The organism is Okeania sp. SIO3I5 (genome assembly GCF_010672085.1).
GTDB lineage: Bacteria > Cyanobacteriota > Cyanobacteriia > Cyanobacteriales > Microcoleaceae > Trichodesmium.
This window is the reverse complement of sequence record NZ_JAAHHT010000217.1, coordinates 1-16,375: the sequence shown is the minus strand read 5'-3', so window position 1 is coordinate 16,375 and position 16,375 is coordinate 1. Positions and strand designations below refer to the sequence as shown.

At 33.8% G+C, this 16,375-nt stretch carries 5 protein-coding genes; all 5 read left to right on the top strand.

Features of this window, described 5'->3' with window-relative positions; translation table 11 throughout:
* Positions 1 to 2,479 precede the first annotated feature (2,479 nt).
* The 5 genes from F6K40_RS31570 to F6K40_RS31550 all read left to right on the top strand — a co-directional run bounded on the left by F6K40_RS31570 (position 2,480) and on the right by F6K40_RS31550 (position 16,069).
* Positions 2,480 to 3,898, top strand: coding sequence for a sigma-70 RNA polymerase sigma factor region 4 domain-containing protein (locus tag F6K40_RS31570; RefSeq protein WP_293141752.1), 1,419 nt, complete (start codon positions 2,480 to 2,482; stop codon positions 3,896 to 3,898).
* 278 nt (positions 3,899 to 4,176) lie between these two features.
* Positions 4,177 to 5,397, top strand: coding sequence for a DUF1822 family protein (locus tag F6K40_RS31565; protein ID WP_293141750.1), 1,221 nt, complete (start codon positions 4,177 to 4,179; stop codon positions 5,395 to 5,397).
* 534 nt (positions 5,398 to 5,931) lie between these two features.
* Complete coding sequence (locus tag F6K40_RS31560) at positions 5,932 to 8,067, top strand: pentapeptide repeat-containing protein (protein WP_293141748.1); 2,136 nt, start codon at positions 5,932 to 5,934, stop codon at positions 8,065 to 8,067.
* 1,432 nt (positions 8,068 to 9,499) lie between these two features.
* Positions 9,500 to 12,517: a pentapeptide repeat-containing protein gene (locus F6K40_RS31555; protein ID WP_293141746.1), complete on the top strand. Its 3,018-nt coding sequence runs from the start codon at positions 9,500 to 9,502 to the stop codon at positions 12,515 to 12,517.
* Between the two features lie 306 nt (positions 12,518 to 12,823).
* Positions 12,824 to 16,069, top strand: a complete 3,246-nt coding sequence (locus F6K40_RS31550) for a pentapeptide repeat-containing protein (RefSeq protein ID WP_293141744.1) — start codon at positions 12,824 to 12,826, stop codon at positions 16,067 to 16,069.
* The last annotated feature ends 306 nt before the right edge of the window (positions 16,070 to 16,375 follow it).

Here is a 16,375-nt window from a genome sequence, read left to right as displayed (position 1 = left end):
AAGTTGTTGCTGTCGGTGGGCAAGCGATATAGCTGCCACTAGGTTCCGCCTTTAATGTCGCGCAGTATTTTCCTAGGTCATGCTCCGTAAACATATCCGCGACAGGCGAAAACGGCATCAAAGTAACAATATTGGCCAATAAAGCAATTAGATTGAAAAAAGATGACATTTGGGTAGCTCCTATATATAGTAGTTTTTTCACGTTTCTATAAATTCTTTTATCCAGAGGAAGAAAATTTATTCACTTATTTCGTGAAATGACTAGAAAAAATTTGACTGCATCAAATATTGACAAATATTGCTGTTCTCAATCTTTACGTTTGACTGGATCGAGTAATAATTTTGGCCAATAAAGCAATTCTACCTGAGTTAATCGAACAAGATAACCTTTGGATAACTCCTATATAGTGTTTGTTTGCGCTTTTATATATTTATTCATCTTGAGGAGTCAAATTTATGCAGTTGTTTCGCAAAATGACTACAAAAAATCTAGCTACATCAAATATTGACAAAAATTGCTGTTCTCAATCTTTGGGTTTGAGTCAATCAAGTAATAATCTTGCCCAAGAAAGCAATTCGCTCCAAGTCTTTTGTTCCCTGTTGCCTGTTCCCTGTTGCCTATTTTCTGTTTTTTGTTGCCTATAACTAGAATTTTGTAACATCTTTTTTCACGCTTGGTATAAGTTAATGAAACGAGAAAACATTTGGGTCACTCCTATATATAGTATTTGCTGGCGTTGCGATAAATTCCTTTATCTAGAGGAGTCAAATTTATGCAGTTGTTTCGCGAAATGACTACAAAAAATTTTGCTTGATCGAATCTTTACAAAAATTGCTGTTCTCAATCTTTACTTTTTACTGAACTAGATGTAAGCTATGAATTATTATTCTCAAATATCCATCTTTACTTTTTTGATAACGTCGATAGCACTGTAGGGGACATTCCCTACAGACAAAAATTATACATTTCTGTTCAACCGATCTACAGGAGCAAGATGCTACTATGAATTTCTAATTTCAGGAGCAAGATGCTCCCACTGCTTTCTATTTACAGATTGAATTTTCAATGATAACAATACAGGATTAAACAACATTTGTAGATTATCTAAAAAAGTTTATGCAGCTCAAGTCCAAGGTGCATTCGATTCAATATCCAGGTGGTTATGGGATATTATGCAATCGTGAATATCCGACTTTTCTTCAAGTAGATAATATTGATAAAAATCTCATTTGTAAGTTAGGCAAAAAAACAATAACTGCCATTGCCAAAAAATACAATTTAACCCTCTAAAACATTCAACAACCATTACCAAAATTGGGAGCAATAGGAATATGCTCAGGTACAGAACTGCGTAATTCGATCGGGAAATTTTTCCCTAGTGTTTGGAATTAAACTAAAAATGAAATATCAAAAAATTTACTATTTATTATCCCCTTCTTTTTACAGTCCTCCTGCTTTCCGAGGTGTAAAATTTGTTGTTCTATTTTGGAACATGAAACCCGTATGGGCAGATTTCAACTCGCTCCATAAATATTGGGATAGAAAGTATCTGCCTATGTTACTGAATTTAGGGAATAGGAGAGTGAAGGGAAGAATCAATTCAAAATTCAAAATTTATAATTCAAAATTATAAATTCTGCCTGTTTGTTCCCCATTCCGCAGGAAAGTCAGAGGCTTGAAATCAGGAAAATATTTTTGATTTTTTCATGGTTGTACGAACGAGGTTTGAATCCTTAATTAAACAATTATTCAAATTAAGAAATAAAGCAAAATTTTTGAACTTTAAATGCGTGAATTTTGAATAAAAAAAATGGTCAAATCAATTCAAAATTCAAAATTTATAATTCTTGCATTATAACCTCTGGCTAAAGTATTGGGATTGAAATTCAATTCAAAATTCAAAATTTATAATTCTTGCATTATAACCTCTGGCTAAAGTATTGGGATTGAAATCAGGAAAATATTTTTGATTTTTTCATGGTTGTACGAACGAGGTTTGAATCCTTAATTAAACAATTATTGAAATTAAGGAATGAACCAAAATTTTTGAACGCGTGAATGGGCGAATTTTTAATTTTGACTTTTAACTTGCGCGTCGCGCTATAACTGCATAATTTATAAAATTACAGATAAGAAGATAAATAAAGGAGATGAAAATCAAACTTTTTCAATCAATTTAGATAGTAGGGGTGATTCGGGAATCGCCCTTACGAAAGTAGGAAGATTAGGTAGTGAAACTTTCCTAGTCTAGTTCAAAAATTGGAGAATTTATTTTTTGCTATTCCCCGATAAATCAGCTCAAGTTAAAACTGTTGGTTATCAAGGATTTCAATTTAATTAATGTCCTAACAATTTTTTGTCATGCTATATATCAAAGGTGCAAATATGATTATTCACAGAAATATCAAAGAACAATTTTCAACTTTATTACATGTAGAAGAACTCCGAAATAACCTAATAATAACTAACCTGAAAAAAATGCTTAAATTAGTAAACAATTTAGATACTATATTGACACATTATCCTGATCAAAATGCAGAAAGTTTGGCTAAAACTTTTATCAAAGAAATGCAAAAAAATAATCAGGGTAAGTTATACGAAAAACACTTATCAGCATATTTAGAAGAAGTCTGCTTTGGGCTGGCGATACAGGAACTGTATGAAGAACTAAAACTACTAAAATATACTAGATCGGATTGTTTTCAAGAGGCAAGAAAAGTTGCATTAGAACCGATGAAAATCTATAAAACATATAATTTTAAAGATAGTAGTCCGAAGACCTGGGGAAAAATACAAATCAAAAGTAAAGTCAAACAAACAATTCTTTTAAGCAGAGATTTTGGTAGATATGGAACTTGGTCTGCACTTAAATATTTGAGTGAAAAGAAACTGAGAGAAGCTCTACAAGCTAAGTCAGGAATTAAGGCAAAAAAAGAAATAGAAAGCTATGTTTTAGTAGTAAATTCCTATAAAGAAATTTATCCCAGTAGCCAATCTAAAAAAATTAAAGGAAGGTTACCGGAACCTAATCAAGCACAGTGGGAAGAAATCCAAAAATACTATAATTTCCTATGTTCTGAATATAACAAAAAACCTTCAACGGAAGGTTGCGCTCGCTTAGAAGCAATAATTAATTTTCAGGTAATTAAAGAAAAATATCTTGCTTGTTACTCTGCAGCAAAGAATTATATTTATATGGTTGAAGATACTGTTGAAAATATTGATATAGTTGCCGATGAATTTATTCCAGTTAATCATCAAGAGGAAGAAATAGAGACTGAAAAACAACAGCAAATAGCTTCAATTTGTTTAGATGAATTTGCTAAACTACCGCTAGAATCTCAGAAGCTAATGCAACTACATTATGGTTTGGGTATCTCACAAACTGAAATGCAAGAAATATTTAATTTCAAGCAACCTAAAATATCTCGAAAAATCAAACAGAGCGAACAAAAACTCTTAAAAGCTTTGGTCAAATGGAGTCAAGAAAATTTAGGGATTACTGTCAATGAAGGAATTATCAAGGAAAAAAATCAACCTTTTAAGGACTGGTTAAAGGATAATTTTCAACAACAGTTTGAGGGAGTATTAGAGGAAAATTTATGGGAACAGCAAAAGTCAAAAATTCCGATGCTACGATTATATTATGGTGAACAATTAAAGCTGGAGACTGTGGCAGAAAGGCTGAATGTTTCTTCTCAAAGAATTACTCAAGAAATTGAAATAGTCAAGCAAAACCTAGAGATATTTTTGCGGGAATGGGTAAAAGAAAAAATGGATATTTCTTTATCCAATTCTCGAAATAAAAGAATTGTTAGCTTTGTAGAAGAATGGTTAAATAATGCCCCTTATGAAATGTGGAATGTAAGCAGTCAGCGACTGAAAGTCAGAAGTTAAATTCTTTTCCGGAAGAAACCGGTTTTGTGGCAATAGATGTGAATTCTGTGGGTTATATAAATACAAACCCGGTTTCTTAACAAGTTGAAAGTTATACTAATCCTAAATGATTTGTGAAAAAAAAAACTGTAGGGGTTTGGTCTCCAAACCCAAGCTAAGATTTCAATAATTAATAATTAGCTCTTCTTTAGGGAGAGGTAATTATCCATTATCCATTATCCATTATTGAAGATTGCCATAACTGCTAATAGCTATCAAAAAAACAGGAGCAACTCAAAATGTCACTAACAATAGATGAATTAACAATAGTATTTCCAGACCAATTAATATTGGAATTTTCTCCAGAAGAAATCGAACAAGTCTGGCAAGAATTACCAAATTATTCTAATGATGCAGCGCAGTCGAATGCTTTTTTAAATCGTCTCTGTTTAAATACGATGATGAAATATTTAACAGAAGATGAACCACCAGAAAATACACCACAAATATCTCCTAATTTAGAAACTTTAAATCAAATTTGGGAAGTGGTAAATGGCAGTGCTATTTCCATAGGAGAAACTCGAATTATTTTGATTCCAACTGAAGAAATAGATACAGAAACATTTGCTGTTCCTCAAGAGTGGGTAGACTTACCAAGTTGGGTGGGTGATTATTATTTGGCAGCACTCGTGGAACCAGAAGAATATCGGATTAGAATTTGGGGTTACACCAATTATCAAAACCTGAAAAACGAAGCAAACTATGATGAATTCAATCGCATCTATTATTTAGGACAAGAATTTATGACGGAAGACTTAAATGTGATGTGGGTAGCGCGGGAAGTTTGCCCCCTTCCGAAACCAGAAGTGGCAGCAGTAGGGAGTTTATCTGGGGATGAAGCGACTACTTTAGTCAGGGAGTTGGGGCGATCGCCTGGTTATTATGCTCGGTTGCAAGTGGAGTTTGAGAAATGGGGAGCGTTGTTAGAAAATCAGAATTTATTACGGATGTTGTATGAGGAAAGGTTAAGGAGCGATCGCCCGACTTCGACAAATTTGCTGCAATGGTTGGATGGAATATTTGAAACTGGTTGGCAAAGTGTTGAGTCAATTTTAAATTCCCAACAATTAGAAATTTCTTCTAGTTATCGTAGTGAAAATTTTTCTTCTCGTTCAGTTAGAATATCGCGGGGTAAAAAGCTCGATCTAGTAATGCGACTTGTTGAGGAGTCGGTTGCTTTAGTTGTGAGTTGGTTAGCGGAAACTGAGGAAGATAATATCAGAATTCGAGTGTATCCGATGGGGGGAAAAAGTTATTTACCACCGGGACTTAAGTTAATACTTATGGATGAAAATGGAGAGATAGTTATGGATGAAAATAGAGAGGAATTTACTCCTGTAGCTCGCGATGCAGATAATTTTATTCAGTTACTATTCTCTGTTGAAAGAGGAGAAAAATTTAGTGTTGCTGTGGAATTGGGAGAAGCAAGAGTTACTGAAGAATTTAGAGTTGAGAATTGAGAATTTAGAACTAATTCAGAAGTTAAAAATCAGGAGAATGTTGGAGAATTTAGAATTCAGAATTCAGAATTAATTCAGAAGTTAAAAATCAGGAGGATGTTTCAGAATTCAGAATTAATTCAGAAGTTAAAAATCAGGAGGATGTTTCAGAATTCAGAATTAATTCAGAAGTTAAAAATCAGGAGGATGTTTCAGAATTCAGAATTCAGAATTAATTCAGAAGTTAAAAATCAGGAGGATGTTTCAGAATTCAGAATTCAGAATTAATTCAGAAGTTAAAAATTAGGAGGATGTTTCAGAATTCAGAATTCAGAAGATGTTATAGAGAACAGGGAATTGCTATATAAAGATTCCCTATTCCCTATTCCCTAAGCACGAAAAAATTTAATTTACCCAAAAAAAGTTATGGGAAATTATCTAGTTAATAGTAATTTATCTAAACTGAAATTGTGAGCAAAAAAACCTAACCCCCCAACCCCCTTCCTATCCCCCCTTGCCCTATTCCCTATTCCCTATTCCCTATTCCCTAAAATTATGGAAAATTATCGTCGCAGAAATCTTCGAGGTCGTTCTTTTAAAAATCAAAACCTCTCCCATGAAGATTTTTCCTACTCGGATATTAGAGGTGCAAATTTCACAAATGCAAATCTCACAGGTGCTAACTTCAGCTATGCTTTGGCAGGATTAACAAAAGCTAGAAAAATAATACTTTCTATTTTGATTTTTTTCCTTTCTGTAACTTCAGCGATCGCTACATTTGTGGCGGTTTATATTCCTCTAAAGTTTGTTGTTCCTAAAGCTACTAATCCTATTCCGATTCAGATCGGTTTCTTGATTTTTTTACTCCTGGAATTGATCAACATTTGCTTACTATTAATCACAATTCGGCAAGGAATTAAAAAAGCTTTAGCATATTTATTCTCTGGCATTCCTCTAATAATGTTGATCATTCCGGGATTAACAGCTTTTGCCATGAGTGAAAAAAATCTCTCAAAATTGTTTAAATTTTTGGGAATTAATCAACCTCCATCGCCGGAAATTATTGAACTTTCCGAGCAGTTAAAAGCTTTCAGAAGTGGCAATCTTATTGAAGGGATAACTAACCTACTTACCGACGGCGATTCTGTCAATATAGTCGTCAGTATAATTGCCAGTCTAATTATTTCTGTCGGAGCAATATTAGTATTAATTACCACCCTGAGTCTGGCAGTAGTTTTAGCTGAAATAAAATCGGAAAAACACCAGAACAATTCAGTCATATCTTGGTCGATAATTTTCACATTTATTATCTCTGGAGTTATCCTGAAAAATAATGTCGTAAAACATATAGATACTCGGTATATGAATGTATTGAACTTGGAAGCTTCACAGGCAATTACTTTAGGTATGGGCACTTATGTAATAGCAATGATTATATGTATATTATTAATTTCAATAGCTAGTTATCTTGCCATAAAAATCTTAGCAGAAGACCAAAATAATCTAACTATTCGCCGACTTGCTGTTGCGATTGGAGTTATGGGAGGAACGAGTTTTAAAAATGCTAATCTTGCCGAGACTAACTTTAGTTATGCTTGCCTAAAAAGTACAGATTTTAGATTAGCTAATGTGACTCATACTCTCTGGCGCAAAGCTGAATATTTAACATTTGCGAGAGTCGGAACCACAATATTAATCGACCCAAAAATTCGAGAATTATTAGTAACGGGAAATGGCAAAAACCAACAATATATAAGTGTGAATCTTCGAGGCGCAAATCTCAGAAATGCTGACCTAAGTCGGAGCAATTTAACAATAGCAGATTTGACTGAAGCTGCTCTGGAAGGTGCTTGTTTGGATGAAGCAAATTTAAAGGAAGTTTTGGCAATTGGTACTAATTTTACCGAGGCAAAAATGACAGGAGTTTGTTTAGAATCTTGGAATATTAATCACACGACTATTTTGGATGAAGTTGAGTCGGAATATATCTATTTATTAGAGTCGGCAAAACCACAAACAAATGATCGGGAACGTCGTCCTAGTAGTGGAAATTTTGCACCGGGAGATTTTACAAATTTATTTACTCAAAATTTTCATACTGTGGATTTAATTTTCCGTAATGGCATTGATATAAAAGCTTTTATGTCTGCTTTTCAACAGGTGCAAAAAGAAAATTCCGGAGTTACTTTGACAATTCAAAGTATGGAAAATAAGGGCGATGGAATGGCGGTAATTAAAATTAGCATACCTCCGGATGCGAGTAAGGGAAAAATTCATCAGCAGTTAACTAAGTTTTATGGGGAAGCTGTGGGTAAGTTGACTGAAAAGGATGGGGATAAATCTCTTAGTCAGGAGGAAAAAGTTTCTATTTATCATCAGGAAAGTGAGTATATGATGTCTTTTTTCAGTTATCAGTTAGCAGTTAACAATTATCAGTCAATTGTTGAGCGTCTAGAAAAAGCAATGGAAGAGGAAAAAGAGCAGGTAAATTATGCGGAAAAACAAGGAATGATTAAAGAAGCAATTTTTCTAGTTATGGTTTTAATTATTCAACGTTTTGGAGAAGTTTCTGAAGCGATTAAAAATCGGATAAAAGGTCTACCTTTGGCTAGTTTAGAAAGTTTAGTCAAGGTATTTTTAAATTTTCAGAGTTTGGCAGATTTAGAAAATTGGTTGGAGGAAAATAGTTAAGATTTTCCAGTGCGAGCATGTTGCTCGCGAATAGTAAATAAATTTTCTAATGAATTTTTCGGGGGTAAATCTCATGGCAAATTTAGAAAGTTTGGTGAAGGTATTTTTAAATTTTCAGAGTTTGACAGATTTAGAAAATTGGTTGGAGGAAAATTCATCGTCTTAATAATTTTCAATTGTTCTAGGAGCGATTTGCGCGCTCGACGTATTTGGAAATTTTGAGCGAGTAGTAAATAAATTTTCTAATTAATTTTTCGGGGGTAAATCTAATGGCAAATTTAGAAAGTAAGGTATTTTTAAATTTTCAGAGTCTGACAGATTTAGAAAGTTGGTTGGAGGAAAATTCATCCTCTTAATAATTTTCAATTGTTCTAGGAGCGATTTGCGCGCTCGACGTATTTGGAAATTTTGAGCGAGTAGTAAATTAATTTTTCAGGAGTGAATCTCATGGCAAATTTAGAAAGTTTGGTGAAGGTATTTTTAAATTTTCAGAGTCTGACAGATTGAGAAAATTGGTTAGAGGAAAATTCATCGTCTTAATAATTTTCAATTGTTCTAGGAGGGATTCGCGCGCTCGACGTATTTGGAAATTTTGAGCGAGTAGTAAATTAATTTTTCGGAGGTGAATAAATTGGCAAATTTCAAAAGTTGACTCAAGGTATTGGGAAATTTTCAAAGTTTGACAGATTGAGAAAATTGGTTGGAGGAAAATTCATCCTCTTAGTAATTTTCAATTGTTCTAGGAGGGATTCGCGCGCTCGACGTATTTGGAAATTTTGAGCGAGTAGTAAATTAATTTTTCGGAGGTGAATAAATTGGCAAATTTCAAAAGTTGACTCAAGGTATTGGGAAATTTTCAAAGTTTGACAGATTGAGAAAATTGGTTGGAGGAAAATTCATCCTCTTAGTAATTTTCAATTGTTGTAGGAGGGATTCGCGCGCTCGAGGTATTTGGAAATTTTGAGCGAGTAGTAAATTAATTTTTCGGAGGTGAATAAATTGGCAAATTTCAAAAGTTGACTCAAGGTATTGGGAAATTTTCAAAGTTTGACAGATTGAGAAAATTGCTTGGAGGAAAATTAATCTTCATAATTCCCCCCTTTCCAAGGGGGGTTAGGGGGGATATCTTTTCACTTATCAGTTGTTAGTTAATAGTTAATAGTTATTAGTTATCAGGAGTAAATAATTTTGCTCAACTTTTCTGTTCATCAAGGAAAAAACTACCCTGAAAATACAATCCCCCTAAATCCCCCTTGGGAAGGGGGACTTTGAAACCTCAGTTAACTACATAAATAAATTTTCTAATTAAACTTTAAGGAAAAAACTACCTTGAAAATACAATCCCCCTAAATCCCCCTTGGGAAGGGGGACTTTGAAACCTCAGTTAACTACATAAATAAATTTTCTAATTAATTTTTCAGGAGTGAATCTAATGCTAACTATTCCATCTAAAAAACCACGCAAAAATTATCAAGGTCGTTCTTTTAAAAATCGAGATTTGACTAATCAAGACTTTTCTTATGCAGATATAAGAGGAGCAGATTTTACCGGAGCAAATCTCACGAATGCTAAGTTCAATTATGCTTTAGCAGGATTAACAAAATCTCAGATAATCATCATATTTATTGTTACAGTTATCCTATTTGTAATGGCAGGTATATCAGTATATATTGCTGTCGATATGCCCAGACGTTTTCTCCGTTCTAAATTAGAAGGAGTAAATCATTTTGGTCTGGCCATTTTTACATTTATAGAATTTATAAATATTGGTTTATTAGTAATTACTATTCGTCAAGGAATTGCCGAAGCAATAAAATCTTTCTTTTATCTACTTTCTCTAATGGTACTAATAATTCCAATACTTGCAAGTTTTGCAATTAGAGAGAAAAAACTTGATAATTATTTCAGTTGGTTCGGGTTTTCTGAAGCACCAGATTCTATTGTTTGGTTATTCGGAAAATTAAGAATGTTCAGGGGTGGCAATCTTATAAATAGTGTAAGTTATTGGTTTGGTGGTCAAGAAGATGTGAATCCTATTGTCGGTACAATTGTCGCTTTGATGATCTCTATAGGAGCAATATTTATATTAATTATCACTCTCAGTTTAGCAGTCGTTTTAGCTAAACTTATCGCTGAAAAATGGTTGGCAAATATAGAATTAGCTGGAGCAGGAATCTTAGCAGTAATTTTGGGAGTAATTACTACTATAAATACTTCTAGGCATTCTAGTCCGTGGATAGTTATTATTCTTACTGTATCTTTTTCTCTCATCCTAATATTAATAGCTCAACATCTGGCAAAAAAAATATTAGCTGAAGACGAAAAGAATATTTTTCTCCTCCGACTTGCTGTTGGTATTGGAACTCTCGGAGGCACCTGTTTTAAAAATGCAAATTTAACCGATGCCGACTTTAGTCACGCCATCCTTAAAAGTACAAATTTTCGATTTGCTAATACTACTAGAACATTCTGGCGAGAAACCAAATATTTAAAATTTGCCAGAGTCGAAAAAACCATATTAGTAGATATAAAAGTCAGAGATTTATTAATAAATGGATGGGGAAAAGAGCAAGAATATATAAGTGCCAACTTGAGAGGAGCAAACCTCGTAAGTGCCGACCTTAGTAACGCCAATTTAAGACAAGCAGACTTAAGCGAATCTTCCCTACAAGCTGCAAATTTAAACAACGCAAATTTAACCGAAGTATCAGCAATAAGCACCAATTTTACCACCGCTCAAATGTCAGGAACTTGCTTGGAAGGTTGGAATATCGACCACACTACTATCCTCGATAATATTGAATCAAAATATATCTATTTATTAGAGAAACCAAAACCAGAAACAGACGATAGAGAACGTCGCCCTAGTAGTGGATATTTCCAAGAAGGAGACTTTACAAAATTATTCACAGAAGTCATCAATACCGTAGATTTAATATTCCGAAATGGAGTAGACGCCAAAGCATTTATGTCTTCTTTCCAACAAGTACAAGTGGAAAATGAAGGTATCCCCATGAAAATTCAAGGCATGGAAAATAAAGGTGATGGAGTAGTAGTAATTAGAATTGATGTACCCCCAGAAATAGAGAAAGAAAAAATCCATCGGGAGTTTATGGAAATCTATGATCAAAATGTCAGAGTGCTAGAGGAAAAATATCAGAAAAAATTAGAAGGAATCCAAGCACAAATCAATCTAAATCTTCAGGAAAGTGAGAGAAAATATCAGATAGAGTTAGATGCTCGTTCAGAAGAACAAAAGAATTACATGATGTCTTTAGTCGATGGGATATTTCAAAAATCAACCGCTGCAAATTATTTAGTTACTCTCAATTTTGAAGGAGGAAGTTTTGCCACAGGTTTTCCAGTTATTAGAGCAAATATTTGGTTAGACAATCATCCTTTACCAATTTCTTTTACAGGTAACTTAACCCCCAAATTAGAAATTTCTCAGCTCTATCAAAACTGGAGAGAAAAATATCAACAATTGGGAGAACGCTATGAAGCTTTCAACTTACATTCTAGAATCACAGTGAATCAAAAGAAGTCAAAAAGTTCTTCTCAAATAGATTTGGGAATTCAGGAAATAATTAGTCAGATTCAGGAATTAGAAAAAGAGTGGCGATCGCTCCTCAACAACTGGTTGAACGATCCGAATTTTCACAAAATCGAAAAGGAGCTACGAACTAGATTTAATCGTTCAGATCAGGTTAGGTTAATTATCCAATCTGAAGATATTTTAATGCAGCGAATTCCCTGGCACTTATGGGATTTTTTCTCTGATTATCAATTTGCTGAAACTGCTATAGGTTTGCCAGAAGCTAACCGAGTCGAAAAGTTAAATATTGCCAGGGAAAAAATCCGCATCTTAGCAATTTTTGGAAATGACAAAGGAATAAATATTGAGGCAGATAAGAAATATTTGTCTAGTCTCTCCAGCAAAGCAGAAATTGTCTCTTTAGTTAAACCAAGTCGGCAAGAATTAGATGAAAAATTATGGGATGAAAAAGGTTGGGATATTATTTGTTTTTCTGGTCATAGTCAAAGTAAGTCTGACGGAAGTACGGGATATTTTGATTTAGGAAATGAAACCAAAATGACAGTTGAGGAGTTAGAAAATTCTCTGGGAACAACTATTAGGAAAGGTTTACAATTAGCTATATTTAATTCTTGCGATGGATTAGGTTTAGCAAGACAACTTGCTAAGTTACATATCCCGGCAATTATTGTTATGCGAGAAGCAGTTCCAGATGTAGTTGCCCAGAAATTTTTAGAGGATTTTCTCCAGTCATTTACTAATGGTAAATCTCTATATATTTCTGTGCGAGAAGCGAGGGAAAAATTACAAGTAATGGAAGATAAATTTCCTGGTGCGAGTTGGTTGCCAGTTATTTGTCAAAATTCCGCAGAAGTTCCTCCTTCATTCCAGTGCGAGCATCTTGCTCGCCAGTAATAAATAAGTTTTCTACTTAAACTTTCGGCAGTCAATAATTATGCTAATTCATCCAGATAAACAACGAAGAAAAAACTACCCTGAAAATTCCCCCCCTTTCTAAGGGGGGTTAGGGGGGATATCTTGCATTAATTACTGGATAAATAGATTTTTAGCTAAACTTTCAGGAGTGAATTTAATATAGCAATTCCCACAGTTATTAGCCACATTTACAATCCCCCTAAATCCCCCTTGGGAAGGGGGACTTTGAAACATCAGTTAACTACATAAATAAATTTTATAATAATTTTTCAGGAGTAAATAATTATGCTAATTCATTCATCAAAACAACAACGGAGAAATCTTCAAGGTCGTTCTTTTAAAAATCGAGATTTGACTAATCAAGACTTTTCTTTTGCAGATATAAGAGGAGCAGATTTTACCGGAGCAAATCTCACGAATGCTAACTTCAATTATGCTTTAGCAGGATTAACAAAATCTCAGGTTATTCGACTATTTATTATTGGAGCTATCCTATCTATAATTGCAGGAGCAGCCGCAAGTACTGCTGTTGATACTCCCATAGATTTTGTTTTTGAAGGAGAAAAACTAGAAGACTTAGTAGGAGAAGTAGTAGCAGAACTAAAAGGCAAAAAAATCATCCCAAATCTAGCTGCTTTTCTTTTCAATTTAGCTATTTTTATGTTTCTAGAAATTGTCAATATTGGTTTATTAGTAGTAACTATTCGTCAAGGAGTTCAAAAAGCAATAGCATATTTATTTCCTGTAATTCCTTTGATGATGCTAATAATTCCAATACTTGCACTACTGCACATACCTCCAGAAAAATTTATAAAATTGTATAGTTTTCTTCTTGAATATTTAAGTTTTTTAGGAATACCAGAAACGCCACCTCAACAGGTTATTGATTTCTTCTCAGGCTTAAATTCCTTCAGACTTGGCATGATTGTTACTAGAGTAACCAATAATAGTGAAAATTTGGGAGTATTTGTGAATATAATTCTCAGTTTTATTCTGTCTACAGCATCTATATTTGTTTTGATTTTTACCCTGACTTTGGCAGTACTTTTAGCTGAAACTATTGCTGGTAAATTGTTGGGAAATATAGCAGTAGCAGGAGCAGGAATAGTTACTGCAATTGCTGTAGGACTTCTTACTGAGAATGAGATTGATGATATTGTTACAGGAATTATTACTGAGAATAAGGTAGACAATTATCCTATAGGAGTTATTTTTAAGAGTAAAGTAGATAATTTTGAACCAATACCTATACCTATTATAGTGATAGTAATTTCTCTAGCTATAGCTCTTTCTCTAACCCTAATATTAATAACCAGACATATTGCAAAAAAGATATTAGCAGAAGACAAAAATAATCTTTTCATCCTTAAATTTGCTATTGCCATTGGAAGTCTAGGAGGCACCTGTTTTAAAAATGCAAATTTAACCGATGCCGACTTTAGTCATGCCACTCTTAAAAGCACAAATTTTCGATTTGCTAATGCCACTAGAACATTCTGGCGAAAAACTAAATATTTAAAATTTGCCAGAGTCCAAGACACCATATTAGAAGACATAAAAGTCAGAGAATTATTAATAACTGGAGACGGCAGAAACCAACAATATACAGGAGCAAACTTAAAAGGAGCAAACCTGATGAGTGCTAACCTCAGTGATGCAAATTTAAAGCTAGCTAACTTGAGCGAATCTACTATGCAATGTGCTTGTTTAGATTATGCTAATTTAACTGAAGTATCAGCAATAGGTACTAATTTTACCAGTGCCCAAATGACAGAAACCTGTATAGATTCTTGGAATATAGACAATACTACAATCCTGGATTATGTTGAATCAAAATGTGTCTATTTATTAGAGAGAGAACAATTAGGAAGAAATCACAAAGAACGCCGCCCCAGTAGTGGAGATTTTCAACCGGGAGACTTTACAAAATTATTCCAAGAAGTCTTAAATACTGTAGATTTAATATTCCGAAATGGGGTAGATGCCAAAGCATTTATGTCATCTTTTCAACAAGTACAAGTGGAAAATGAAGGCATCCCCATGAAAATTAGAGGCATGGAAAATAAAGGTGATGGAGTAGTAGTAATTAGAATTGATGTACCGCCAGAAATAGAGAAAGAAAAAATCCATCGGGAGTTTATGGAAACCTACGAGCAAAAGGCTAATTCATTAGAGGAAAAATATCAGAAAGAATTACAAGAAATTAAACGACAGATAGATCAAAATCTTCAGGAAAGTGAGAGAAAGTATCAGATAGAGTTGGCAGAAAGAAAGAAACAAGATGCTCGTTCAGAAGAACAAAATAAAGAGATGATGTCTCTAGTTAATCAGATATTTCAAAAATCAACTTCTGCTAATTATTTGGTGATTCTCAATTTTGAAGGTGGAAGTTTTGCCACAGGTTTTCCAGTTATTAGAGCAAATATTTGGTTAGACAATCATCCTTTACCAATTTCTTTTTCCAGTAACTTACCCGCAAATTCAGAAATTCCTCAGCTCTATCAAAATTGGAGTCAAAAATATGAAAAATTAAGAGAATACCATCAAAATTCCGGCTTCCTTCCTAGAATCAAAATGAATAAAAAGAAGTCAAAAAGTTCTTCCCAAATAAATCAGGGAATTGAGGAAATAATTAGTCAGATTCAGGAATTAGAAAAAGAGTGGCGATCGCTCCTGAACAACTGGTTAAACGATCCGAATTTTCACAAAATCGAAAAGGAGCTACGAACTATATTTAATCGCTCGGATAAAGTCAGATTAATTATCCAATCTGAAGATATTTTAATGCAGCGAATTCCCTGGCACTTATGGGATTTTTTCTCTGATTATCAGTTTGCGGAAACTGCCATAGGTTTGCCAGAAGCTAACCGAGTCGAAAAGCTAAATATTGCCAGGGAAAAAATCCGCATCTTAGCAATTTTTGGAGATGACAAAGGAATCAATGTTGAGGCAGATAAACAATATTTGTCTAGTCTCTCTAGCGAAGCAGAAATTGTCTCTTTAGTTAAACCAAGTCGCCAAGAATTAGATCAAAAATTATGGGATGAAACAGGTTGGGATATTCTTTGTTTTTCTGGTCATAGTAAAAGTAAAGCTGATGGAAGTACGGGATATTTTGATTTAGGAAATGAAACAAAAATGACAGTTGAGGAATTAGAAAATTCCCTAGGAAAAACTATTAGGAAAGGTCTACAATTAGCAATTTTCAATTCTTGCGATGGATTAGGTTTAGCTCGACAACTTGCTAAGTTACATATTCCGGCAATTATTGTTATGCGAGAAGAAGTTCCCGATGTAGTTGCCCAACAATTTTTCCAGAATTTTCTGGAATTATTTGCTAGTGGTAAATCTTTATATATTTCTATGCGAGAAGCGAGGGAAAAATTACAAATAATGGAAGATAAATTTCCTGGTGCGAGTTGGTTGCCAGTTATTTGTCAAAATTCCGCAGAACTACCTCCTTTATTTCAGTTATCAGTTAACGGTTATCAGTTATCAGCTAGTAGTTCCCCCCTTACAAAGGGGGGTTAGGGGGGATATATTTTCAGTTATCAGTTAACAGTTATCAGTTATTAGTTATCAGTTAACAGTTATTAGTTATCAGTTGTTAGTTAATAGTTATTAGTGATCAGGAGTAAATCTAATCCCACAGTTATGAGCCACATTGAAAATCCCCCTAAATCCCCCTTGGGAAGGGGGACTTTGAAACATCAGTTAACTACATAAATAAATTTTCTAATAACTTTTTAGGAGCAAATAATTATGCTCAAGCATTCATCAAGAAAACGAATAAAAAACTATCCCAATAATTCCCCCCTTTCTAAGGGGGGTTAGGGG